The sequence below is a fragment of the Agriterribacter sp. genome (assembly GCF_035444585.1).
Taxonomy (GTDB): Bacteria; Bacteroidota; Bacteroidia; order Chitinophagales; family Chitinophagaceae; genus Agriterribacter.
In genome coordinates this window covers 1-24,919 of sequence record NZ_DAOMOZ010000003.1, presented here as the reverse complement: position 1 = coordinate 24,919, position 24,919 = coordinate 1, and the positions used below count along the sequence as shown (strand labels likewise).

The window sequence follows — 24,919 nt, the reverse complement described above, 5'->3', positions numbered from 1 at the left end:
CAGTTGAAATTTATTAATCAATACCCGATGATACAGCCAGCTACAGTGCGGTTTCTTAAAAACCTTTCCAAAAACAACAATAAGCCCTGGTTCGATCTTCACAGAAAGGAATATGAAGCTGCCCGCAAAGATTACGAAGATTTTATTCAATCGGTTATCGACGCATTTGGCAAAACCGACCCATCCATAGCGCCTTTAATTGCAAAGCAATGCCTGTTCCGTATTAACCGGGATATCCGCTTCAGCAAGAATAAAACGCCCTACAAAAAAAATTTTGCGGCCAGCATTAACCGGGGCGGTAAGAAATCCATTTTTGCCGGCTATTATTTTCACCTCGAACCCGGTAACAGCTTTGTGGGTGGCGGCATCTGGATGCCCATGCCTGCAGAAACGCAAAAAATAAGACAGGAAATTGATTACTGCTGGCCGGAGTTCAAAAAAATAATCACTGCAAAGAAGTTTAAAGCCATTTACGGTGATTTGGATAATGAGCCGGAGATCACTCTGGTTAATGTACCTAAGGGATATGCCAAAGATAATCCGGCGGCACAATACCTTAAGCTGAAAAGCTGGATTGCAATGCAGGCAATTGATGATGCATCCCTTGGTTTGGGAACGCTTTTAAAACATACTGTGCAGGCATTTGGCGCCATACAGCCACTGATCTGGTTTTTGAACCGTGCTATAGAGGAATAAAGCTGTTTTTAAATTAGCTCACCCCTTTTTTCCACACAACGTTAAGTGCAGTGATCATTACAATAAATTATTGTTCACCAGGTATTCAGCGATCTGTACCGCATTGGTAGCCGCCCCTTTGCGCAGGTTATCGCTAACGATCCACATATTCAGGGTGTTGGGCTGCGATTCGTCCCTTCTTAATCTTCCTACAAATACATCGTCTTTTTCATGTGCATCTTTAGGCATGGGGTACAGGGCGTTGGACGGATCATCCACCACCGTTACGCCGGGCGCTTTGCCAAGCATTTCTTTTACTTCGCCTAAATCATAATCCCGCTCAAACTGTATATTCACGCTTTCACTGTGCCCGCCCACCACCGGGATACGAACTGTTGTAGCGGTTACCCGGATGCTTTCATCTCTTAGTATCTTCCGGGTTTCATTTACCATCTTCATCTCTTCCTTGGTATAGCCGTTATCGAGGAATACATCAATTTGGGGTATTACGTTCATGTCAATAGGATATTTGTACGCCATGGGGTATGCGTTGCTATCTCCTTTAACCGCATGGTTTCTTTCACCCTGCATTTGCTCTACTGCTTTTACACCGGTGCCGGTAACGCTCTGGTAAGTGCTAACTACGATTCTTTGTATGTTGTATTTTTTATGCAATGGGTTGAGCGCCACTACCATTTGTATGGTGGAACAGTTCGGGTTGGCGATGATCTTATCTTCTTTCGTTAAGGCATCGGCATTGATTTCGGGCACCACTAATTTTTTAGAAGGGTCCATACGCCATGCAGAAGAGTTGTCAATAACCGTAATGCCTGCTGCCACAAACTGCGGCGCCAATGCGAGGGAAGTGCTTCCACCGGCCGAGAACAGGGCCACGTCTGGCTTTGCAGCAATAGCATCGCCGGCGCTTACTACCTTATAATTTTTGCCCTTAAAAGCTACCTCCTTTCCAATGGATTTTTCCGAGGCAACGGGGATCAATTCTGTTACCGGGAAATCCCTTTCTGCCAGAACCTGTAACATTTTAGTGCCTACTAATCCTGTGGCGCCTACTACTGCAACTTTCATTTTTGGTTTATTTTATGGTTTTAGTTTTGATGCACCGCATTAAAAAAGGCCTTTCCTGTTCCGGAAAGGCCTTGAATATATTCGGTCATACCATACACTCTTTAACCCTTCCTTTGCAGGAACTGTTTCTTTGTGCGTTTGGTATGCTTCTTTAATTTCAACATGGTGGCGGCAAAGGTAATCAGCCTGTACGATTCTTCCAAAAATTAAAACAAATACTTCGTGCTTTTTGTATGAAGCCACAAAGGGGTATAGTGTATACAGTCTTAATCTGCCCTGCTTTTTTTTCTCCCCGCCTGTGCAACAAAAAGAAGACTGCTTTTTTGGGCCTCTTTAATTCGATACATTTGCCCTGATCAAATTTTTAAAGAGCATGCGAAAAGGGTTTATTATTACCGCTTTGATCTGTGTGCTGGTAACGGGTTATCTATCGTATGTGGTAAGCCAATGGTGGCTGGTGGCTTTTGTGCCGGTGGTTTTGCTTGTTGTGATGGGTATTTATGATATGATGCAAACAAGGCATTCCATTATGCGTAACTATCCTGTTGTGGGGCGGTTGCGCTACTGGATGGAGGATATCAGGCCTAAAATGTATCAGTATTTTATAGAATCGGATATTGACGGGCGCCCCATTAACCGTATTGACCGTTCAACCATATACCAGCGGGCCAAACGGCAAATGGATACCATGCCTTTTGGTACGCAGCTCAATGTGTACGAAGAAGGATATGAATGGCTGAGTCATTCTGTTGCTCCCAAAGACTTCAATACCTTAAACCACGACCCGAGGATCCTTATTGGAAATAAAGATTGCCGGCAGCCTTATTCGTCCAGTATCTTAAATGTGTCGGCAATGAGTTTCGGATCCCTCAGTCCCAATGCTATTGAAGCATTGAATGCAGGCGCTAAAATAGGGGGGTTTGCGCATAATACGGGTGAAGGAGGCATCAGTTCCTATCATCTCAAACATGAAGGTGATATTATATGGCAGATCGGAACAGGCTATTTTGGTTGCAGGAATGAAGACGGCGGCTTTTCAGCAGAAGTGTTCAAGAAGAATGTTGACAGGCCGCAAATTAAAATGATAGAACTCAAGCTTTCGCAAGGCGCAAAACCCGGACATGGCGGCATTTTACCGGCAAAAAAGAATACGCTTGAAATTGCTACCATCCGTCATGTGCAGCCGCATACCACAGTGTATTCGCCACCTTACCACAGTGCTTTTGATTCTCCGGAGGGACTGGTATTGTTTATACAGCAGCTCCGGGAATTATCGGGCGGGAAACCCACCGGTTTTAAATTATGCATCGGGAAAAAAAGTGAATTTGTGGGGATATGCAAGGCAATGGTTGAGCTGGATACCTATCCCGATTTCATTACGGTAGACGGCGGTGAAGGGGGTACCGGCGCCGCACCACAGGAATTTTCCAATTATGTGGGAGCTCCTTTGATGGATGGTTTGGCCTTCGTGCACAATATGCTGGTAGGCTTTGGGATAAGGCAGCATATTAAAATAATTGCTTCCGGGAAAATTTTATCGGGTTTCCATATATTGAGAGCAATAGCTCTTGGTGCAGATGGTTGCAACAGTGCAAGGGCCATGATGATGGCTCTGGGCTGTATACAGGCACTGGTTTGTAATACCAATAAGTGCCCCACCGGGGTTGCCACACAGGATCCGCAGTTAACAGTTGGATTGGTGGTAGATGATAAAAAGCACAGGGTAGCCAATTATCATGAAGACACCATCAACTCTTTCATAGAGCTTACCGGGGCCGCAGGCCTGGACGATTACAAACAACTGACCCGATCACATATTTACCGCCGTGTATTCATGAATGAAGTAAGAACGTTTGAAGATATTTTTCCGTCGCTGCAACCCGGCTGCCTGCTCAATGGCAATATACCTGAAAAGTATAAGCAGGATATAGAGACGGCAAGTGCAGACAGGTGGTGAGGGGGGAGGGTGTTACAGGTTGCAGGTTACAAGGTTGAAGGGGAGCGTTTCAGGATACAGGTTTCAGGTTGCATTCACTATTGCCTGTTCACTATTCACCACTCACTACTCACTACTGACCACTCACTATGGGCCTTCCCTCATTTCAACCGCTTTATTTTCACCATCTCTATGCGGGTGTCGCTTACATTGATAATATCAAATTCGTAGCTGTCGATAATAATTCTTTCCTTGATCTTTGGTATCATTTCGTGGTGCTGGATGATATATCCCGAAAGGGTTTCCGATTCTGTATCGCCAAAGTAGAGATGATATTTCTGATTTAAATAATCCAGCTCAAGCCTCCCGGAAAAGATAAATTCATTTTCAGCTATCTGCTTCTCTACAAACTTATCGGTGTCGTATTCATCACGTATTTCACCAAAGATCTCTTCCAGGAGATCTTCCATGGTGATAATGCCGGCAGTGCCTCCAAATTCATCTACTACCCATGCAATACTTTTTTGCTCTTTGGTGAATTTGCTGATCAGGTCCATCGCGCTCATGCTTTCGGGAACAGCCGGGATGGGCAATAGAATAGCCTGTATGCTGCCGGGATTTTTAAAGAGCTCGATCTGGTGGATGTATCCCCGGATGTTATCAATATTGTTTTCATATACTACCAGCCTGCTTAGCTTGGTGTCTATGAATTTTTGCTTTACAGTATCAATTGATGTATTTAGCTCAACAGATTCTATCTCTTTGCGGGGTATCAGGCACTGGCGTATTTTAACGGAAGGAAGCTGTAGCGCATTTTCAAAAAGCTGGGTATTCATATCCTGGGCGCCGTCCGACTGATCTTTGTGCTGCTGGATAAAATGCTCAAGGTCAACCGGTGAAATAGCGGCTTTTTTTTGATCGGATATCCTGATGTTGAATAAATAGGTGAGGATCCATTCCGAGATGCTGATAAAAAAGGATGCAACAGGGTATAGAATGCTATGAAAAAAATCAAGTATGCCCAACTGGGCGAAAATGGATAATACGGAATCGTTTTTTGCCCTGAATAAAGCCTTAAAGGAAAATTGAACAATGAGAAGAATTAAAGTGGAGAGCAGGGTTTCAAAGATAAGCCTGAGGTATTTTATATAGGACGAGGATGATGCAGCAAGATGCTTTTCAATCCAGTCCCACAAAGGCGCAAGAAATTCACCTACCAGCAACCCGTATATCACAACTGCCAGGCTAAGTCCTACCAGAGTGGTTCCTATGAACTTTACAGGTTGTTCCAGCAATTGCGATAATATCCTGCCGCTGCGCAATCCCTGCTTCCTTTTGAGCTCGAACGAAAATTTATTGGCCGATACAAATGCCACTTCAATGCCGGCAAAAAAACCAACCAGCAGTAAGGTTAAAATAATCCCCACCAGTTTTAATATATCAACATCGGCCATATATCAAATATAATAAATTGATTAATAATTGTTTAATCGGAGGAAAAGGTAAGCATTGAATATATTGCAAACAATAGCCATATATTGCTTTTTATAGCATAATCAAAACGGAACAGGAAGGGATATAGTGTTTATGAACAGGATTTAGTATTAAATATACCCGAAGGTGCTGAACGTGAGACGTGAGAGATGTGAATGGTGAATAGTGAATGGTGAGGCTGCTTTTTACCGTCTCACGCTTATCGTTTCACGAGGTAAGAATGCCTTCCGCCTGCCCCGTCCGACTGGCATCTGCCGGGCGGGCGACCGGGCCGTTCGGTCGGGGTGAGCCGTGAATAATGAATCCACCCGTTCTTACCTTTCACTTCTCACAACATTCAACACTGCCTATTCACTTCTAAAGATGTCCGTGATTATCTTATCGGCTTCCCGGCAGGCATCTTCAAGATTGTTGTTTACAATAGTATAATTAAAATGATCTTTAAAAGATAATTCGTAAGATGCTTTATTTACTCTTGCCTCAAGCGATTCCGGGGTTTCCGTTCCCCTGCTTTCGAGCCTGTTCTTTAATTCCTTAACGGAAGGGGGCTGAATGAAAACAGAATACGATGTTTCGGGATAACGGCGTTGTATATGCAATGCGCCTTTTACATCAATGTCTAACACGGGTATCTTTCCTGTTTTCCAGATGCGTTCCAGCTCATCCTGTAAAGTGCCGTAATATTTCCCTTCATATACCATTTCCCATTCTACAAACTGGTCCTGTTGTATTTTTTGCTGAAATATTTCTTTGCTCAAAAAGTAATAGTCTTTACCATTTTGCTCATTCTCTCTTGGCGGTCGGGTAGTGGCAGATACAGAAAATGAAAGCTGATGTAGATATTTTCGCAGGAGGTAATGTACAATGGTGGTTTTGCCTGCACCCGAAGGAGCTGTAATGATAATGATCTTATTTTGATTCATGCGTTATAGAGTTAAAGAGGGCTTTCCGTATCTTTGAAAATAATAATAATAATAAAACATGGCACTATTTTTTGAATGGGACCCTGTTAAAGCAAAAACTAATAAGCAAAAACATAAAGTTACATTTGAAGAGGCTGCTTCTGTTTTTGGTGATGAAACTCTTTAACAATTGAAGATATCGAGCACTCTGCTAATGAAAAAAGAGAGATAACTATTGACAAATCCATATACGATCAACTTTTGGTTATTGTACATACAGTAAGAGGCAGAAATATCAGGATCATAAGCGCAAGAAAAGCAAATAAAGATACAGATACTGTAAACGAAGCCTTACGCGCCCTGGCTAAGATTGCTGCTCTCAAAAAACAACGAGTTGCTTAACGCTGCCGGTATATCATCCTTACAGATAGATACGCAGTATGATATCGGTATTTAAATCAGGATATTCAGATACGCTGTATTTGCGCACCCAGCTGTTGCAGCCGTTTATCAATATATTGATATCCCCTGTCTATCTGCTCAATATTCTGTATGATACTTTTGCCTTCGGCGCTGAGCGCTGCAATAAGCAAAGCAACGCCGGCGCGTATATCCGGACTGCTCATGGTAATACCCCGCAGGTGGTGTTGCCGCCCCAGCCCTATTACCGCAGCCCGGTGCGGATCGCAAAGAATGATCTGCGCGCCCATATCAATGAGCTTATCAACAAAGAACAAACGGCTTTCAAACATTTTCTGGTGCACCAGTACCGAACCTTTAGCCTGGGTAGCTACTACCAGTACTATACTTAATAAGTCGGGTGTAAAACCCGGCCAGGGATGATCGTAAATGGTCATTACCGAGCCATCTAAAAAAGTTTGGATCTCATACGAATCCTGTTCAGGAATATAAATATCATCGTCTTTGCATTCCAGTTGAATACCCAACTGCCGGAATTTTTCAGGTATTTGCCCTAAATGCGGTATCCCCGCTTTTTTTATGGTGATCTCGCTTTGCGTCATAGCCGCCAGCCCAATAAAAGAGCCCACCTCGATCATATCCGGCAGCATGGTATGTGTGGTTCCGCTCAATTGATCCACTCCTTCAACCGTAAGCAGGTTGGAACTTATACCACTGATGCGGGCTCCCATCCGGTTCAGCATCTTACACAATTGCTGTACATAAGGCTCACAGGCAGCATTATATATAGCGGTAGTGCCTTCCGCCAAAACCGCCGCCATCACAATATTGGCTGTTCCTGTTACGGATGGCTCATCAAGCAGCATATCCGTGCCTTTCAAAGAAGGCGCTTTGAGGTGAAAGAACCCGTCCTGCTGATGATAATCGAATTGCACGCCTAATTTTTCAAAACCAATAATATGGGTATCCAGGCGTCTTCTTCCGATTTTATCGCCTCCCGGCTTGGGAATGAACGCTTTCTTAAACCGGGCCAGCAGCGGACCGGCCAGCATTACGGAGCCCCGTAGCCTTCCGCTTTTTTTACGGTAGGTTTCGCTGTGCAGGTAATCAATATTCACATCGTCCGCCGTAAAAGAACAGGAATGCCGGTTGTGACGTTCGATTTTTACATTCATTTCCCCCAGCAATTCTATCAGCAGGTTTACATCCAGTATATCCGGTATGTTATGTATGGTTATCTTTTCAGGCGTAAGCAAAACGGCACTGATAATTTGCAGTGCCTCGTTTTTGGCGCCCTGGGGTATTATTTCGCCTTTGAGTTTTTTTCCGCCTGTTACTTCAAATGAATGCATATTCCCTATAATGAATGCAAATATAAAACCCCGGCAGTTTGTTCACACAGCCGGGGTTCTTTATTTTTAGCGTTGCCAGTTTATTTGAATCTTTTTTTATAGTGCTTCCCGCTCTTGCCATTGCGGTCGTTACGGTCGTTTCTACCTCCGCCCCCATTATTGCGTTGCTGGTAACCACCCTTGCCTCCACGTTGAAAGCGGTTGCCTTCCCTGCTGTCCCGCTCACGATAAGCCTTTACAAATGGCGTATTGGTAAATTCAAGCTGACCGTCGGTAATGGCATTTAATTCACTGCGGATACCATCATCGTGCACCAGTTCCTTATGCCATGTGTTGTAAGCAAGCTTCATGTAATAGGCAATGGAATTGGCAAAACCCGAGCGCTTTTCCTGGTTTTCTTCTTTCAGTGCTTTGTTAATGACCAGCTCGAGGTTCTTTCCGAGATGTGAATATTTGGGATATTTTTTAGGGTAAGGCAATGGCGTGGGTCTGGGTCTTAACGTTTCCCGTGTGGGAATAGGATACGGACTATCAACATCCAGTTTAAAATCGGATATTAAAAAAAGATGATCCCATAATTTATGCCGGAAATCTTCCACGTTCTTAAGATGGGGGTTCAGAAAACCCATCAGTTCAATAAGCGCCTGGGCATTTTTTTGCCTTTTTTCCCTGTCCTCAATCGTTATTACGTAATCGATCATCTTCTGAATATGACGGCCATATTCCTTCATAATAAGATGATTCCTTGTAGTATTATATTCCATGTGTAAATTCAATACTGACAAAAATACGAAAGAGTTGGCAACTTTAGGGCGCTTACCAACTCTTTTATGAGGATTATATCGTTTGTAGCCGTAAACGGGCTATCTGATCAGCAAACGGCTTATATGCCGGCTTTTTGTAGCGGTGTTGGTTACAAGCACAAAATATAATCCCGACTGGTATCTTTTTATGAAGCTGAGTTTGTATTGCCGCCCGCCGTTTGGAGCAATATTGCTCTTTTCAACCACCTGCCCGGTACTGTTTACCAGCTCAACCTGCAGGTTATGCTTTGGTATGCTGTTGAACTGCAGGGTGATCTCCTTTTCTGCAGGATTGGGAAAGATGCTGAATCCTGTTTGTTCCGGGGTTTCTACATTAACGGAAACAATAGCAGAATACTGCACTTTACCCCGGGCATCTGTTTGCTTTAAGCGGAAATAGATTTTACCGTTGGCCGACGACGGAACAGCGTAGTCAAACTCATATTTTACAACTGTACTGTGTGAAGCCGGCATCTGGCTCTGCATGGCGCCAATGCTGCCGAAGTTGTAACCGTTAAGGCTTACCTCTGGCGTGTACAGGATATCGTTCTCCTCTCTTTCTTTTATCCAGCTCAGTTCAATATTGCTGTTACCGGCTTTGCGAGCCGAAAACGTTAGCTTTCCTTCCGGAAGTACGCTCATCGGGCAATAGGTATAGGTAGCGCTTACGGTTACCTCGGTATTGAGGGTTACGATCCTTTGCGTATATCTGCCACCAATACCCTGAGCCAGAAGAGACGCAATAACATCGTAGTTGTAAATTACTGATCCGGCACCGGTGAATAGTCCAAAATCCGAAGGGTCAACAGCCTGGGTAAAAGTACGGGGGTGATCTACGCCATCCGTATCTTTAAATACAGGTGCTGCCTGTATTTCGGCCCAGTAATTAGAATGATCAACATTAGGCCCGTTGCTGGCCCATGGCGGAGTACTGGTTTCTACCGCAGGATTGTCACTGGCGCCAATATTAATATTAGGAAATACAACAGCGGTATCCAGCATAATGGTACCTCCAAGCCCCGGACCACTGATATAGTCGGTTCTGAAATAGGTTATTTTATAAGTAATAGGAGCACCTACGTCATTGATCACTTCCAGCAAGGCATAGCCTAAAGTAGAAATGCTTAAATCTACTGCCATTAATGTACCGTCTGCAGGATTGAATTTGATCGGAGCATAAATGACATCCGTTAAGCTGGCGAGGTTTGTAGTGTAGCTTTTAGTTACAGTTTGAAACGGCTCTCCATTAGGGCATTGCGCGTGGGATACCTTATTCCAGTTCAGCAAAGCATATACTATAACAAAGCAAATGCGTAGAATTCTAAGCCTCATAGGTATGGATTTTAGTTTACGATAGGTTTGGATATAAAGGAAATCGTTTTGGATATTGCCGGTATCACATCTCCATCAATGACATTTTACCGGTGAATAAAGCAAGCCGATTACCTTTGCAACAATACATTAATAATAACGCGGCGGATGGCTGATAATTACCCTGGTAAAGCCGTTGGGAATGACATTTAAAAATGTGTTTATTTTAATCAATTGTAAATCATGAAAGTGACCATATACGGGGGTGTTGGCTTTTTACCAAAGGAGAAAAATTTTGATGGATTTATTCACAATATGATTATGGCGCTTTGCCGGCAGCGCACTTCTGATTCCTTTGTTTTTTTATCTTATGCCAATGCATTTTCGTTGCCCGGTAACGGATCAGCTGTTCCCATCCGGGTTCCTTTGTTTGCAAGACCCGTAACCCATATATGGCTTAACAATAAAGTGGCATCGGTAATTAAAAAAACGGGCACAGATATACTGATCTCACTCAAAGGTTACCCCTTGCCAGCTCCTGTTCACCAGGTACTCATTATATCCGATGCCGGGGATCGTAAAGCAGTAAGAGCTGCAGCCAGGTATATACAGGAGGGTAAACGGTGCCACATCATTGCTTCATCGGGTTCTATGAAAGACAAACTGGTTAAAGAAACCATACCCGAAGCCGCTGTTTTTGTATTGCCGCAGGCTCCGGGCTCAATGTATCGGCCTGTTGACTGGGAGAAAAGAGAAGCAGTAAAAAATAAATACGCCGCCGGCAGGGAATATTTTTTGATGCCGGTATCGCACACTCCCCATCACCACATTATCAATGCATTGAAAGCTTTCTCACAGTTCAAAAAATGGCAGCAAAGCAATATGCAGCTCATTTTATGGGGTAACCTTTTGCATGATAAAAGAATACAGGATCTGCTGCCAACCTATAAATACAGGAATGACGTAAAGATCATGGGAAATATGCATAATAATGCTGACTATGCAGATGTGGTGGCATCGTGCATGGCGATGATCTGTTTGCCTGATGTTGATGGAACAGGTGTTGCGCTGGCGGAAGCGCTGCAATGCGGTACGCCGGTCATTGCTGCCCCAACAGGCGCCCTTGCCGAAAGAGGGGGTGATGCCGTGTTGTACTGTAATCCCGCGGATGTTCAAGAACTTGCATCCCATATGATGAAATTATACAAGGATGAAAAATTAAGGCATACACTTATCAGCAGGGGACGGGAGCAGGCTTTGACGTTTAATGAAGCAGTTGCAATGGAAAGGCTCTGGAACTATATTCAGCACGCAGTTACCACGTAAATCCACTTACCTTTGCATCATTTTTATAAGAGTAGTCATGCAAAAATCAACAATTACCATTGATGTTACCCTTGATGAGAATAAGATCCCGCAGCAGATATCATGGAAGGCCAGCGATAGCAGCGCGGCCGATCTGCAGCAGTCCAAAGCCATGATGCTGGCTTTTTGGGATGGACAGGAAAAATCGGCATTGCGCATTGATCTGTGGACGAAGGATATGATGGTAGATGAAATGGGCGACTTTTTTCACCAAACGCTCACGACCATGGCAGATACTTACCGGCGGTCTACGGGTCAAACTGAGCTGGTGGAAGCGATAAAATTGTTTGCAGACGATTTTTATAAAAGATCCCGCGAACTGCTGGAAAAAAGTTAGGCGGCAGGGGTAGTTAATGGTGAATGGTGAAGAGTGAATGATGTGAGGTGAGAAGAGAGAGGTCAATGAGTTTTCGGCCCATCGTTAGTACGTTTAAGCTGAAAGCTGACCGCTGATAGCTCAGAGCCATGGGCAGGAGGTGTGAAAAGTGAGGGATGTGAAAAGTGAGAGGTGAGACTCGCTAATGCCCATTCACGTCTGTCTTCTCACGTTTCACGTTGGATAGCGTTTAACTTATAAAAATCATATTACTATGGCATTGGAACAAATTGTAAACGACCAGATCAAGGCGGCCATGCTGGCAAAAGATGCTGCCAAATTGCGGGGGCTGAGGGCCATTAAAGCGGCTGTTATTATTGCTAAAACCGCCGAAGGTGCCGGAGGCCAGTTGGCAGAAGCCGATGAAACCAAATTATTACAGAAGCTGGTAAAGCAACGCAAAGATTCACTGGAAATTTACCGGCAGCAAAACCGTGCAGATCTGGCGCAAACAGAACAGGAAGAAATTGATGTAATAGAAGCCTTTCTTCCCAAACAGCTAAGCGAAGAAGCGTTAAAGGAAGCATTGGTTAAAATTATTGCCGATACCGGGGCGGCTTCTCCTGCAGATATGGGTAAAGTGATGGCTGCGGCAACCAAACAACTGGCCGGGCAGGCAGACGGCAAAACCATTAGCACCATCGTAAAAAGCCTGTTGGCGAAATAATACTGTAACAAACAATACAACTACACATGTGGATTGATATTGTATTTGCGGTTGCATTGATCATAGCAGTTGTTAAAGGCGCTATGCGCGGCATTGTAATGGCATTGTTTTCATTTGCCGGCTGGTTCATCGGGCTGGCAGCGGCGCTGAAATTATCAGCCGTAGTTGCAGTGTACCTGCAGGAACATACGGGCATCAATGGCAGGTGGCTGCCGCTGATCTCTTTTATATTTGTATTTGTAATAGTGGTATTACTGGTGCAATGGGCCGGCAAAGCAGTAGAAAATCTGTTCGATTTTACATTGTTAGGCTGGGTGAATCGTTTAGGCGGTGCTTTATTGTATACAGGCATGTACGTGTTACTGGGAAGCATACTTTTGTTTTATGCAGACAAAATGCGTTTGATCGGTCCCGAAACATTATCAAACAGCCGTGCTTACGCGCTCACCGCAGGAATAGCTCCCGCTTTGATAGAAGGGTTGGGCGCCATAATACCTGCATTTAAAAATACTTTTCAGGAACTGCAAACTTTTTTTGAAAAGGTGGGGAAAGCGTTTTCAGGTAATAAATGAAGAGAGAAGATGTTCTTCATTAAGGCTGCTTTTTTGCCGTATCTGCAACAGTCCGTATGCTGTCCCGTACAAAAGTGCTATCGTGTGCAACAGCAACAGCACTGTCTCCTGCAGCAATGCCTGTAAATTCCGACTCCGGAACAGGAAGTATACCCTGCGAAGGATTAATGATCTTTATATTCCTGAAATCCTGTGAAGCTTCTAATCCTTTGCCGGGGAGCACAGTACCATCCTTTTTTGTGATCTTTACAGGCTTATCGGTATAAAATATTTCTTTATTCTGATCCCACCACAATTCCTGGCAACGCAGGGTGTCCTGGTTAAACTTTTGGATCACCACCACGCTGTCTTTAAGATACATCTTCTTTTGCCCTTCAATATAACGGCCGTATAAAGCATCCAGCACACTTTCTACCTGCAGTGAGTCGTTATAAAAATCAACATGTAAAGCATTGGGAAACTCTACCCTGGGCAATGTATCCTGGTAACGGTACATTAAGGGAGCGGTAAGTTTAGCCCGCATTTTTCCTGCCTGGCTGAAGTAAGTTTCAATCGATGATGCTTCATCAACTCCTATCTTTTTTTGTGTAAGTTCCCTTATTTCCTGCTCGCTGTTCTCACAGGAAGTAAAAAAAAAGAACATAACAGTGAGGCATAGCCAGGGATAAAAGATCTTAGGCCTCATTGCCATACGGATTATTGGTATGTGCGTTTGATAAACCATATATCGCTCAAAGATAACCCAACGGATATCCTATAAAAATTTTCCCTGAGCGAGTTGTTTTTATTACCCCGGGAACCAATTTCAAAAGCGGTATTGATACTGGTATATTGTCCGGAATATAAGCTGTACCCATATTTACGCACGGGGAAGGAAGCACCGAATGTTACGGCATATAAAGGCAGATTTTTGCCTACTGCTATATAATCGGGACCCATATAAAAGCCTGCGCGGTACTGAACCTGTGCCCAGTAGCTGGTACTTTTATAATTGGGTATCACCGATCCGCCCAGCCTGAACAGCCAGCTGTCCTTTACCTGGTCTTTTTGATCATAATACCGGTAATCCGACCATTGCGACAAGCTATATTCGGCACTTACTGACCATGTAAGGTCTTTTTCAATGGTGATGGCTGCACCGTAAGTAGCAGGCATTATGATTTTGCCTTTGTTATCATCTGAAATATACACGCTGTCTTTTTGTATTTCACCCGAAGAAGCGGTATACTCGAAGCTTTCGCGGATGATCTTCCTTGAGGCATTCAATGAATTTTTAAATTGTGCAAAGGCTCCCAGCTTAAGGCTCAGGTTCTTGCCGATGCGGGTTGAATACTGCGCTCCCGCATGAACAAAAAATCCACCAAAAAAAGTACTGTCAGCCCATTTCCCCTTTTCATACAAAACGCTGTCATTTATGAAAACGCGTTCCGTAACATAGTTTTTACTGCCAAATGAATAACCCGCGTTTATGCCAACTGTAAAATGTTTGCTGCCAATGCCGGTGCCCATATAGGCCTGGTAAGAGCCGCCCTGTCCGCTAAATGTGGTAAGCGCACTGTCTATTCCTGGTAAACGGGTAGCTTCCTGTAGCTCATAATTGATACGCGTAAGCGGGCGCAATCCGATGTTCATGCCCCAGTTGTTCTTTTTAGACAGTGGAAACCCCACCTGTATGTAGGAGGGTATAAGATAGCCTGAGTTGAGCGTACGAACCGGATTGGTGGCTTTAAGGGTGCGGCCGGTGTAGTCAAGACCCACGTCAAATGTGGTATATTTTAAGCGGGCGTATGATGCAGGGTTAACAAAGTTTACGGTTACAGGATCGTAATACGAAGCAGCGGCGCCCCCCATTGCACGGTTTACAATATTTTGTCCAGGCACGATATCTCCCAGTCCGTACCGGGAATAAGGCGAATTTTCCTGTGCGGAAACAGCACCATATTTTACCAGGAAAATTGAACTGAACAAAATAAGTTTTCTGCAGTTAGTTATACTCACTGATCGCATACAAGCCTTTATAGATTAAATGAGGGTCTGCAAATATCTTATTTTTCAGCACTTGAGCAAAATAGGGTGAATCGCCCCCGGTTAAAAGCACGTTAAAGTTGTTATACCGCTCTGAATATGCGTCAATTATACCATCAATTTCTTTTGCCATGCCCAGTATTACGCCGCTGGTTATATTGGTTCTTGTATCATATCCCACCAAAGGAAAATTCCAGTCTGCATTTACCAATGGTAATTTGGCAGTATAATCTTTGAGCGATTTAAGCCGCATTTCCATGCCGGGAGAGATACCCCCTCCCAGGAACTGGTTGTATTTGCTCACAAAATTATAGGTGATGCAGGTGCCTAAACCTATTACAAGATTATGTTTCCCGGGGAAAAAAGAAGCCGCTCCTGCACATAAGGCGAGCCGGTCTGCACCGATGGTTTCGGGTTTTGTAACGGGTGCTGTAAAGGGCAGCCGCGTGAAATTTGAAAGCAAATGAAAGTGCGAATGTTGAGATAGTACCTTTTCTATTTCAATATTGTGATGGATCACTGAAGATAAAATGCTTTTCCCGGGCTTAATTTGCTGCAGGAGACCGGCAATGGTACCGGCTTCCGCATCCTTCAAAACTTCAACAAATTGTAATTCGCGGTCTTTGAACACAGCATATTTAAGTCTTGTGTTACCAAAATCAAAACAAAGCGTCACCATTCATATTCAGATTAACTGGTTTTAGAAAAGCGTTGGAGCACCAAAAGTCTGATAAAAAGTGGTAACTATCCAAACTATCGGGTACATTTCAAATTAATGGGCTGAATGCTGGCATCACACCTTATCTGTCACTAAAGCGCTGCTCCTGCTCCCGTTACCGTAATTTTTGATGTAATTTTACCCAGCGGATCCTGAACCAATACCTGCAATCTGAAAAAGGTCACGCGCTTTAATGAAATATTTTTATCCGTTCAAAGGTCTTTAAGCGAAGTGTTGGCGCTCCATTTCCGCGATCAGGAGGCTTACAAACGCTAAATTTTATCCATGTGCTCCATAACTGTTAATTTCGCTTTTTTAAATGCAGACCATGACAGCAGAGCATCAGCGTCTTTCCGAGAACGCGCAAAAAACAATTCCTCTTGAACAATGGGGACCTTATTTGAGTGAACGTCAATGGGGAACCGTGCGGGAAGATTACAGCACCAACGGCGATGCCTGGAATTATTTTCCTTTTAGCCATTCACACTGCCGCGCTTACCGGTGGGGAGAAGATGGCCTGGCCGGCATTTGCGATTTTTTCGGGAACCTTTGTTTTGGCATTGCTTTATGGAACGGGAAGGATAAAATTTTAAAAGAAAGGCTCTTTGGCCTGGGCAATAGCGAGGGCAATCATGGTGAAGATGTAAAAGAGCTGTATTATTACTTAGACAATATTCCTACCCATTATTATATGGAATATTTATACAAGTATCCCCAGCAGGCTTTTCCTTATGCCGATTTACTGGAACAAAATGCCAAAAGATCGAAGCAGGAGCCTGAATATGAGATTTTAGATACCGGTGTGTTTGACAACAATGAGTATTTCGATGTGCAGGTTACTTATGCAAAGCAAAGCCCCTGCGATATTTTTATTAAAATTGAAATAACGAACCGGGCTGATAAACCGGCCCCCGTAACGGTATTGCCAACGCTTTGGTTTTACAACCGCTGGGCCTATGCAGGTGCGGATGTAAAGCCCCTGATAAAATATCTGAATAAAAATGCGGTACAGGCTTCTCACTATAAGCTGGGAAACTACTATTTCTATTTCCAGGATCCCGCAGATTGCCTGTTTACTGAAAATGAAACCAATACTGAAAAGGTTAATGGAACGCCCAACGAAACGGTTTTTGTGAAAGACGCTTTTCATGATGCCATTATTGAGGGAAAAAACCTCCAGGCATTGCGTGATAAAAAATCAGGGACTAAATTTTCTCCCGTATACAAATTAAAAATTCCCGCAGGTGCAACAAAGACCATTTACTGCAGATTCTCCAATCAAATGGCCGACAATGCTTTTGCAAGGGGTTTTGAACGCGTATTTGCAACGCGTAAAAATGAAGCCGATGATTTTTACTCAACCATATTGCCTGCCGAAATGGATGAAGACATGGCCAAAATACAGCGGCAGGCGTTGGCCGGCTTGCTGTGGAGCAAGCAATATTATCATTTTGATGTGGAACGATGGCTTACTACAAGTGACGGGATAACTCCTGTAAGTGACGGCAAGCAAAACGGGCGCAACCACAATTGGAAACATCTTAAAAATCAGGATGTAATATCTATGCCCGACAAATGGGAGTATCCCTGGTATGCGGCATGGGATCTCGCCTTTCATTGTATTTCAATGGCGGTGGCAGATCCCTGTTTTGCCAAGAACCAGTTGTTGCTGATCATGCGGGAATGGTATATGAAGCCCGACGGGCAATTGCCCGCCTATGAATGGAATTTTAGTGATGTTAACCCTCCTGTGCAGGGATGGGCAGCTATGCAGGTATATTATATTGAAAAGAAAAACGCCGGTAAAGGCGATATTGAGTTTTTAAAAAAAGTTTTTCAAAAACTGCTGATCAACTTTACCTGGTGGATGAACCGCAAAGACCTGAGCGGTAATAATCTTTTTGAAGGCGGCTTTTTGGGACTGGACAATATCGGCGTATTTAACCGGAGTTCGCAATTGGGCAGCAACATGCAACTGGAACAGGCCGATGGTACAAGCTGGATGGGCATGTATGCGCTGAACATGCTGGATATGGCGCTGGAGATTGCCGTACATGATATTGCATTTGAAGATACCGCCACCAAATTTTTTGAGCAATTTGTGCTCATTGCGGAAGCCATCAATGAACATGGATTGTGGAATGAAGAAGACAAGTTCTTTTATGATATATTGTCCATAGCCGGCTCCGAACCGTTGCAGTTGCGCATACAGTCTATCGTTGGGCTTACCACCTTATTTGCCGTATCTACCATAGAAAAAAAGGTATTTGATAAATTAAAGGACTTTAAAAAAAGGATCGGGTGGTTTGAAAATTACCGGAAAAAGAACAATAAATTCTGGCCCAATGAGGAGAAAAGCGACGGAGAAGCCATGCTGTTGTCATTGGTACCCGGGGAACGTCTTGTGTATTTGCTGCAGCACTTGCTGAATGAAGATGAATTTCTTTCTGAAGGCGGCATACGGGCACTGTCGAAGCATCACGAAAAGAACCCGTATAGCATTACGATCAATGGCATCAATTATACTGCACAATACGATCCCGGAGATTCTACTTCCGATTTCTACGGTGGGAACTCAAACTGGCGCGGGCCGGTATGGATGCCTATTAATTATTTAATTATACAATCCATTCGTAAGTACGGTGCTTTTTACGGAAGCGATTTAAAAGTAGAATGCCCGGTAGGATCCGGTACGCAATTATCGCTGGGAGAAGTGGCGGATGAGCTTACAAAAAGGGTAATAAGTATTTTCAAAAAGAATGAGGAAGGAAAAAGAAAGTTGTTCGGGCAGCACAACTGGTTTTATCAAAAGCCCGGCAATGAGCACCTGGTGCTCTTTTATGAATATTTCCATGGCGATGATGGCAACGGGCTGGGCGCTTCCCACCAAACCGGATGGACCTCGCTGGTAGCCGAGCTGATCAATGAATTGCACCACAGCAGCGGAAAGCACAAAACCGACCTGGCATCTGAAGCCGCTACTGCAGAAGAGCAGTCAGCGCTTTAGCCCGGCTGATGAATTGTGACGAAGCGCTATTTATTTTTTACTTTACAATAGGCAGGCAACATGCAAACTATTTTAGGTGCAGGAGGTTCCATAGGCGTTGAGCTGGCAAAGATCCTTCCCGCTTATACAGATACCATCCGGCTGGTGAGCCGCAAACCTCAAAAAATCAATACCGGTGATGAATTATTCCCTGCCGATATTACCAATGCTGCTGACACAGATGAAGCGATAAAGGGTTCTGAAGTAGTTTATCTTACTGTGGGATTTCCATACCGGTTAAAAATATGGCAGGAACGCTGGCCCGCTACTATGCGGAATGTAATTGATTCCTGTAAAAAGCACAATGCCCGGCTGGTTTTCTTTGATAATATATATATGTATGACCGCGATCATCTGCATCATATGACAGAAGAAACGCCTGTTCGTCCTGCCAGCAAAAAAGGAGCGATCCGGCAGCAGATAGCAGATACGCTGATGAATGAGGTAAAACAGGGAGATCTTACTGCGCTTATCGCCCGGTCGGCAGATTTTACCAATGGCAGATCAAGCATGTTACATCAGCTGGTTACAGATAACCTGATGAAAGGTAAAAAAGCGAACTGGCTTGTAAATGCAGATAAAATACACAATTTTACTTTTGTATCTGATGCTGCAAAAGGTACGGCGATATTGGGTAATACGCCCAACGCTTTTAACCAGGTATGGCATTTGCCAACAGACGCCGCTAAATTAACCGGCCGCCAATGGATCGAACTGCTGGCAGCCGAGCTGAATGCAAAACCCCGCTATAGTGTTTTATCTAACACCATGCTGGGATTGCTGGGCTTTTTTATGCCGGTATTAAAGGAAGTTAAGGAAATGACGTACCAGTATGATCGTGACTATTTTTTTGACAGCACTAAGTTTAATGAGCGCTTTTCCTATACCCCTGTTACGGCAAAGGACGCGGTGCATTTGATAACGCTGGAACAGGGTGCTTAAAATCTTTGCAGGCTTCTGCCTAACCAGTACCTTTGCTGCACTTTTTGAAAAGAAAATGCAATGAGTACACAACATTTATCTGAGCAGGAGATCATCAGGAGAGACAAAAGGCTGGAACTGCAAAAGCTGGGTATTGATCCTTATCCTGCCGAAGCTTTTCCGGTTACCCATACGGCAACAGATATAAAAAATAATTTTTCCGAAGAAAACAAAGACCGGTTCACCGATATCAGTTTTGCCGGCCGCATTATGAGCATACGTGATATGGGTAAAGCTTCTTTTGCCGTACTTCAGGATCATTCGGGCAGGATACAGATTTATGTAAAGCGCGATGATATATGTACGGGAGAAGACAAAACACCGTATAATGCAGTATGGAAAAAGTTGTTGGACATAGGTGATATCATTGGTGTAAAAGGTTATGGCTTTATTACCAAAACCGGCGAAACTTCCATTCATGTTACTGCTTTCACGATACTTTCCAAATCGCTCAAACCTTTGCCGGTGGTAAAGGAAGCGGAGGGGCAAAGCTTTGATGCCGTTACCGATCCCGAATTCAAATACCGCCAGCGCTATGCCGATATGATCATCAATCCGCAGATAAGGGATACATTTGTTAAGCGTACCCTGATGATCAATACCATCCGCGAATTTTTAAATGAGCATGGGGCGCTTGAAGTAGATACACCCGTATTGCAGAGCATACCGGGTGGTGCTGCCGCACGTCCTTTTATTACTCACCACAATGCGCTGGATATTCCATTGTATCTTCGTATTGCCAACGAGTTGTATTTAAAAAGGCTGATCGTAGGCGGCTTCGACTGGGTATATGAGTTCAGCAGGAATTTCCGCAATGAAGGAATGGACCGTACCCATAACCCTGAGTTTACCCTCCTTGAATTTTATGTGGCGTATAAGGACTATTTCTGGATGATGAATACCACCGAAAACCTGCTGGAGCAGGTAGCGATTGCCCTGCATCATACTACCGATGTGCCGGTGGGTGATAAGATACTGAATTTTAAAGCGCCTTTTAAAAGGGTTTCCATTTATGAAGCCGTAAAAGAACATACCGGTATTGATATCAGTGAAATGGACGAAGCAGCATTACGGGATACCTGTAAAACGCTTCACATAGAAACCACTCCGGGCATGGGGCGTGGAAAGCTCATTGACAACATCTTTGGCGAAAAATGCGAGGAGCATTATATACAACCTACATTCATTATTGATTACCCGGTAGAGATGAGCCCGCTCACAAAAAAGCACCGTAGCAAATCCGGACTGGTAGAGCGTTTTGAGCTTATGATCAACGGAAAGGAAATAGCCAATGCCTACAGCGAGCTTAATGATCCTGTTGATCAGCGCGAACGTTTTGAAGAACAGGTGAAATTAATGGAGCGGGGAGATGAGGAAGCCATGTTTATTGATCATGATTGTTTGCGGGCCCTCGAATACGGTATGCCCCCCACTGCGGGTATAGGTATTGGTATAGACCGCTTATGCATGCTGTTAACCAACCAGCCGTCTATACAGGATGTACTTTTCTTCCCGCAGATGCGGCCCGAGAAAAGGGAAGGAGAGGATATGAATTTGAAATTTGAGATTTGAGATTGGTTGCAGGGTACAGGTTTCAGGTTGCAAGGCGCAGGGAGCATCCGTTTCAATCCGGCTTATCGTTTCGGATTTTGGGTTTACTGCTTCGGATTTAAGATTTATTGTTTCTTGATGCTTATGTTTTTGTGCTTTGTATTTTATCCGCTGAATAGCTGTATTTGCCTGCTACAACCACCCCGACTTCCTGAAAAAATAATAGAGCAGGCTGCAGACAGCAATGGTAACAATAATTACGGCGTAGTATCCGTAATGCCAGTTGAGTTCAGGCATAAACTTAAAGTTCATACCATAAAAACCGGCGATCATGGTTGGCATAGCAATGATCGCAGCCCATCCCGCAAATTTTTTTGAAGTATCGTTCTGAGATATGGATATTAAAGAAAAATTTGCTTCCAGTGCAGTATTTAATAACTCCCGTGTATTATCTATCATTTCATTGATGCGCACGGCGTGGTCATAGATGTCGCGGAAATAAGGCTGAGTTTCGTTTGATATGCTTTTGATATCAAACCGCATCAGGCGGTTGCAGATATCTATCAATGGCGATACCGCTCTTTTCACTTCCAGCAATTCCCGCTTCAGCTCGTATATCTGTTCCGTGGTTTCCCGGCTGGGCTTCCCCTTGAATATCTTGTCTTCGATCACATCCAACTCCTGCTCCAGCTCATCTACAACAGGGAAATACCTGTCAACAATAAAATCCATGATCGCGTACAATACAAATCCCTGCCCTTTGCCTAAAAGATCAGGCATGGTTTCACAACGCGACCGTACTTCGGTATACGCAACGGAAGAACCATGCCGTATGCTTACAATAAAATTCACTCCAACAAAAAAATGCGTTTCACCAAATTCAATATGCCGCTCAGCTTTCATCTGTGCCGTACGGAGCACAACAAAAATTGAATCGCCATACAATTCTATTTTAGGGCGCTGGTGTGCCCTGTGTGCATCTTCAATAGCCAGGTCGTGTAAATTGAATTCATCCTGCACTTTGCTGAGTATTGCTTCCGATGGTTCATATAGCCCTATCCAAACGAACTTGTCTTTTTCTTTAAGGATATCATGTACATTGTTTAAATCAATATCGGCAAGCCTTTGTCCGCCTGCGTAGGCAGCGCAATTGATAATCTCTTTCATACATTTTTATTTGAAAGAACAAATTCTGTTGCTATTAGAAAGTTCGGGAAAATAAACAAATTGCGCAACAGTAACCGGGTTTCCGGAATTAAAACTGGTTAAGGATAGCCGCACACGACAGACAAATATTACCTTTGCACTGAGATGGTAAGCTTCACTGTATAAATATGCTTGGCTAAAATCCCCGCAAAATACTGCGTTCAAAAAAATGGTTTCTGCAATATGCTCTTATTGAAAGTATCCGGGATCCGCAGGCAGGAAGGAAATGACTTTGTATTGCATGATGTTGGTTTTGCACAACAACATTTGCAGAAAATTGCTATTGCCGGCGCATCCGGATCAGGCAAAAGCACATTGCTGAAAATCATAGCGGGACTGCTTCAGGCTGATGAAGGTGAAGTATGGTTTGAAAATGAAAAAGTAAAAGGGCCTTATGAAAAATTAATACCCGGGCATCCGGGGGTCGCTTATTTATCACAGCATTTTGAGCTGCGCAATAACTACAGGGTAGAAGAGATGCTGAGCTATGCAAACACATTACCGCAGGGGGAGGCTGAGATCTTATACGAAGTTTGCAGGATCGGTCATTTGCTGAAAAGAAGAACGGATGCATTATCGGGTGGAGAGAAACAAAGAATTGCATTGGCCGGGTTGCTCACTGCTTCACCCCGGCTTTTATTGCTGGATGAGCCGTTTTCAAATCTTGACCTGATCCATAAAAACATACTGAAATCCGTTATCAGAGATATTGGTGAAAGACTGAATATTACCTGCACACTGGTTTCACACGATCCCGGCGATACACTTCCCTGGGCAGACGAAATTTTTATAATGAAAGACGGGCAGATTATTCAAAAAGGCGCTCCTGCAGAAATATACCAGCGGCCCGTTAGTGAATATGCAGCAGCATTATTCGGGAAATTCAATATGCTCAGTCAAACGCAGGCAAAGATCCTTTTCAACCTGGATGAAGCGGAGAAGAATGAGAAAAATGTATTCATCCGCCCGGGGCATTTTAAGATAGTTGAAGAAGGAGAGCGGTCACTCAAAGGAAAGGTGAATGCGGTGTACTTTTTAGGAGGTTACTATGAGATAGAAATAATGCTCTCAGAAAATAAAATTACAGCAAATACGGAAGATCATCCTCCATCCGTTGGCGATTCAGTATATGTTTCTTTGGATACCAGGGCAATTTGGTACGTTTAATTGTAGTAGCAGGTAAATGGTAATCTTTACCAGAACCAACGTTATTTTAACTCATACGCAGAAGGCAATACACCTTTTTTAAACAGGTCGTAGCCAAACATGGTAGGATTGTATTCTCCTATAACATCTACATCAGCTTTTTCGGGTATTTTACTTTCCATTCCCAAGCACCAAAAAGTTGCATTGACAAACAATCTCCGAAGATCTTCACTTTTAAAATCAATAGAAGCGCCTACCGTGCTGGCAAAAACCCTTCCTGTTTGGCCATTCTCCCCCTGGTAAGTCCGGATCCACGACACCGGCATAACGGATTTGTTGAGATTAACATTACTGTCCGGCGATAGCCCGTTGGTTGACTGGCCATATACCAGAACTCTGGTATCACCCGGCAATTCTCTTACCGTATATACATCCGTTGGCCCCCATATATCGGCAACGCCATTGAGAACAGGATTTTTTTCATCTTTTACTATGCCGTTGATCAGCCCGCGCGTGCCCTCTTTTCCATGTTTTCCATGATGATTGATCCAGGTTTCGCCCAAAATTTTTCTTCCAAAACCATCTTCCCAGCCCTTTATCTTACTGTTAAAGGAATACTTTGCATATTGATTAGCGGGGTTCTTTTTATAGTAAAAAGCGTGCGTTGCCGTACGCAGGCCGATCACCGGTTTGCCTTTACGGATATAGTCGTCGATATATTTCATTTGTTCATCCGGCAATTCCCTGAACCGGGTGAAGATCACCATCAGGTCGGCGGTTTGCAGGTTTTCAAGCCCCGGGATATTATCAAGGGTTTCCACGTTAATATGTCCCGTTTTTGGATCAACGGCAAACAGTACGGTACATTTGAATCCGTATCTCCGGGCGAGTATTTTCCCCAGCATGGGTAAGGCTTCTTCAGAGCGGTATTCTTCATCGCCGCTTATCAGTACAATGTGTTTTCCTTTACCTGGGCCTTCACCGCCGGCATAAGTAACCCATTGCTTCGGCTGTTGCGCCAGCGTACAGGAAGTACAGAAGATAATTACTGCAAATATGCGGGAAACGCAGGAGCTTAAAGAGAAGAGTTGTTTCATATTATGAGTTTATAGCACTCCGGCAAATTACGGGTTTTTAGTCAAAAGCAAAAAGCCACCCGTTATGGATGGCCTTTAAAAAACATTATAAAAACTTATTGTTTGGATTCAAGCAGTTTAAAGAACTGGTCTAACTGCGGAAGTACAACGATCCTTGTTCTGCGGTTGGCTGCTCTTCCTTCTGCTGTAT

The 24,919-nt window shown here is 43.8% G+C and carries 21 protein-coding genes and 1 pseudogene; 11 read left to right on the top strand and 11 right to left on the bottom strand.

All coding sequences use genetic code 11. The annotated features are described in order from the left end of the window. Window positions 1-27 precede the first annotated feature (27 nt). The gene (locus tag PLH26_RS00585) at window positions 28-696 is read left to right on the top strand and encodes a DUF2461 domain-containing protein (protein ID WP_324584024.1); all 669 of its coding nucleotides are present in this window, start codon (window positions 28-30) and stop codon (window positions 694-696) included. 57 nt (window positions 697-753) lie between these two features. Here PLH26_RS00585 and PLH26_RS00580 read toward each other — a convergent pair whose 3' ends face one another. Then, entirely contained in the window at window positions 754-1,761 is a 1,008-nt protein-coding gene (locus PLH26_RS00580; RefSeq protein WP_324584023.1) for an aspartate-semialdehyde dehydrogenase, read from the bottom strand. Between the two features lie 373 nt (window positions 1,762-2,134). On the opposite strand from PLH26_RS00580, the gene PLH26_RS00575 reads away from it, so the two are divergent. Next, window positions 2,135-3,718 carry an FMN-binding glutamate synthase family protein gene (locus PLH26_RS00575; RefSeq protein ID WP_324584022.1) on the top strand — a complete coding sequence of 528 codons (1,584 nt, stop codon included), beginning with the start codon at window positions 2,135-2,137 and terminating at the stop codon, window positions 3,716-3,718. A gap of 140 nt (window positions 3,719-3,858) precedes the next feature. Here the strand turns inward: PLH26_RS00575 and PLH26_RS00570 are convergent, their stop codons facing one another. Together PLH26_RS00570 and gmk are read right to left on the bottom strand one after the other, a co-directional pair. Continuing rightward, complete coding sequence (locus tag PLH26_RS00570) at window positions 3,859-5,151, bottom strand: hemolysin family protein (protein ID WP_324584021.1); 1,293 nt, start codon at window positions 5,149-5,151, stop codon at window positions 3,859-3,861. A 387-nt stretch (window positions 5,152-5,538) separates the two neighbouring features. Further along, on the bottom strand, window positions 5,539-6,114 hold the full coding sequence (gene gmk / locus PLH26_RS00565; RefSeq protein WP_324584020.1) for a guanylate kinase: 576 nt from the start codon (window positions 6,112-6,114) through the stop codon (window positions 5,539-5,541). A 58-nt stretch (window positions 6,115-6,172) separates the two neighbouring features. Here gmk and PLH26_RS21675 point away from each other — a divergent pair. Then, window positions 6,173-6,495: pseudogene (locus PLH26_RS21675) on the top strand (BrnT family toxin). 65 nt (window positions 6,496-6,560) lie between these two features. Here the strand turns inward: PLH26_RS21675 and murA are convergent. The 3 genes from murA to PLH26_RS00550 form a co-directional block, all read right to left on the bottom strand. Beyond that, window positions 6,561-7,865, bottom strand: coding sequence for a UDP-N-acetylglucosamine 1-carboxyvinyltransferase (murA, locus tag PLH26_RS00560; protein WP_324584019.1), 1,305 nt, complete (start codon window positions 7,863-7,865; stop codon window positions 6,561-6,563). Window positions 7,866-7,945: 80 nt separating this feature from the next. Further along, window positions 7,946-8,629, bottom strand: coding sequence for a DUF4290 domain-containing protein (locus PLH26_RS00555; RefSeq protein ID WP_324584018.1), 684 nt, complete (start codon window positions 8,627-8,629; stop codon window positions 7,946-7,948). Window positions 8,630-8,728: 99 nt separating this feature from the next. After that, window positions 8,729-10,000, bottom strand: a complete 1,272-nt coding sequence (locus PLH26_RS00550; RefSeq protein WP_324584017.1) for a T9SS type A sorting domain-containing protein — start codon at window positions 9,998-10,000, stop codon at window positions 8,729-8,731. Window positions 10,001-10,222: 222 nt separating this feature from the next. Between PLH26_RS00550 and PLH26_RS00545 the strand changes: the two genes are divergently transcribed. The 4 genes from PLH26_RS00545 to PLH26_RS00530 all read left to right on the top strand — a co-directional run bounded on the left by PLH26_RS00545 (window position 10,223) and on the right by PLH26_RS00530 (window position 12,959). Beyond that, window positions 10,223-11,305, top strand: a complete 1,083-nt coding sequence (locus PLH26_RS00545) for a glycosyltransferase (protein WP_324584016.1) — start codon at window positions 10,223-10,225, stop codon at window positions 11,303-11,305. 37 nt (window positions 11,306-11,342) lie between these two features. Next, window positions 11,343-11,681, top strand: a complete 339-nt coding sequence (gene gldC, locus PLH26_RS00540) for a gliding motility protein GldC (protein WP_324584015.1) — start codon at window positions 11,343-11,345, stop codon at window positions 11,679-11,681. A gap of 253 nt (window positions 11,682-11,934) precedes the next feature. Further along, the gene (locus PLH26_RS00535) at window positions 11,935-12,387 is read left to right on the top strand and encodes a GatB/YqeY domain-containing protein (protein ID WP_324584014.1); all 453 of its coding nucleotides are present in this window, start codon (window positions 11,935-11,937) and stop codon (window positions 12,385-12,387) included. A 26-nt stretch (window positions 12,388-12,413) separates the two neighbouring features. After that, the gene (locus PLH26_RS00530; RefSeq protein WP_324584013.1) at window positions 12,414-12,959 is read left to right on the top strand and encodes a CvpA family protein; all 546 of its coding nucleotides are present in this window, start codon (window positions 12,414-12,416) and stop codon (window positions 12,957-12,959) included. Window positions 12,960-12,978: 19 nt separating this feature from the next. On the opposite strand, the gene lptC is transcribed toward PLH26_RS00530, so the two are convergent. Genes lptC through PLH26_RS00515 form a run of 3 tightly spaced genes read right to left on the bottom strand, consistent with a single transcriptional unit; the run spans window position 12,979 to window position 15,663 of the window. Continuing rightward, entirely contained in the window at window positions 12,979-13,644 is a 666-nt protein-coding gene (lptC, locus tag PLH26_RS00525; protein ID WP_324584012.1) for an LPS export ABC transporter periplasmic protein LptC, read from the bottom strand. Window positions 13,645-13,655: 11 nt separating this feature from the next. After that, entirely contained in the window at window positions 13,656-14,927 is a 1,272-nt protein-coding gene (gene bamG / locus PLH26_RS00520) for a BamG family beta-barrel-assembly machinery protein (protein ID WP_324584011.1), read from the bottom strand. Between the two features lie 16 nt (window positions 14,928-14,943). Then, on the bottom strand, window positions 14,944-15,663 hold the full coding sequence (locus tag PLH26_RS00515) for a type III pantothenate kinase (RefSeq protein ID WP_324584010.1): 720 nt from the start codon (window positions 15,661-15,663) through the stop codon (window positions 14,944-14,946). A gap of 367 nt (window positions 15,664-16,030) precedes the next feature. Here PLH26_RS00515 and PLH26_RS00510 point away from each other — a divergent pair, with 367 nt between their 5' ends. The 3 genes from PLH26_RS00510 to lysS are packed head-to-tail and all read left to right on the top strand — an operon-like array spanning window position 16,031 to window position 21,301. Beyond that, entirely contained in the window at window positions 16,031-18,709 is a 2,679-nt protein-coding gene (locus PLH26_RS00510) for an MGH1-like glycoside hydrolase domain-containing protein (RefSeq protein ID WP_324584009.1), read from the top strand. A gap of 60 nt (window positions 18,710-18,769) precedes the next feature. After that, complete coding sequence (locus PLH26_RS00505; RefSeq protein ID WP_324584008.1) at window positions 18,770-19,690, top strand: NAD(P)H-binding protein; 921 nt, start codon at window positions 18,770-18,772, stop codon at window positions 19,688-19,690. Window positions 19,691-19,750: 60 nt separating this feature from the next. Further along, window positions 19,751-21,301, top strand: a complete 1,551-nt coding sequence (lysS, locus tag PLH26_RS00500; protein ID WP_324584007.1) for a lysine--tRNA ligase — start codon at window positions 19,751-19,753, stop codon at window positions 21,299-21,301. A gap of 171 nt (window positions 21,302-21,472) precedes the next feature. On the opposite strand, the gene corA is transcribed toward lysS, so the two are convergent. Beyond that, window positions 21,473-22,447 carry a magnesium/cobalt transporter CorA gene (corA, locus tag PLH26_RS00495; RefSeq protein ID WP_324584006.1) on the bottom strand — a complete coding sequence of 325 codons (975 nt, stop codon included), beginning with the start codon at window positions 22,445-22,447 and terminating at the stop codon, window positions 21,473-21,475. A gap of 222 nt (window positions 22,448-22,669) precedes the next feature. Here corA and PLH26_RS00490 point away from each other — a divergent pair, with 222 nt between their 5' ends. Continuing rightward, the gene (locus tag PLH26_RS00490) at window positions 22,670-23,653 is read left to right on the top strand and encodes an ABC transporter ATP-binding protein (protein ID WP_324584005.1); all 984 of its coding nucleotides are present in this window, start codon (window positions 22,670-22,672) and stop codon (window positions 23,651-23,653) included. Window positions 23,654-23,694: 41 nt separating this feature from the next. Here the strand turns inward: PLH26_RS00490 and PLH26_RS00485 are convergent, their stop codons facing one another. Next, window positions 23,695-24,729 carry a ThuA domain-containing protein gene (locus PLH26_RS00485; RefSeq protein WP_324584004.1) on the bottom strand — a complete coding sequence of 345 codons (1,035 nt, stop codon included), beginning with the start codon at window positions 24,727-24,729 and terminating at the stop codon, window positions 23,695-23,697. Between the last annotated feature and the right edge of the window lie 190 nt (window positions 24,730-24,919).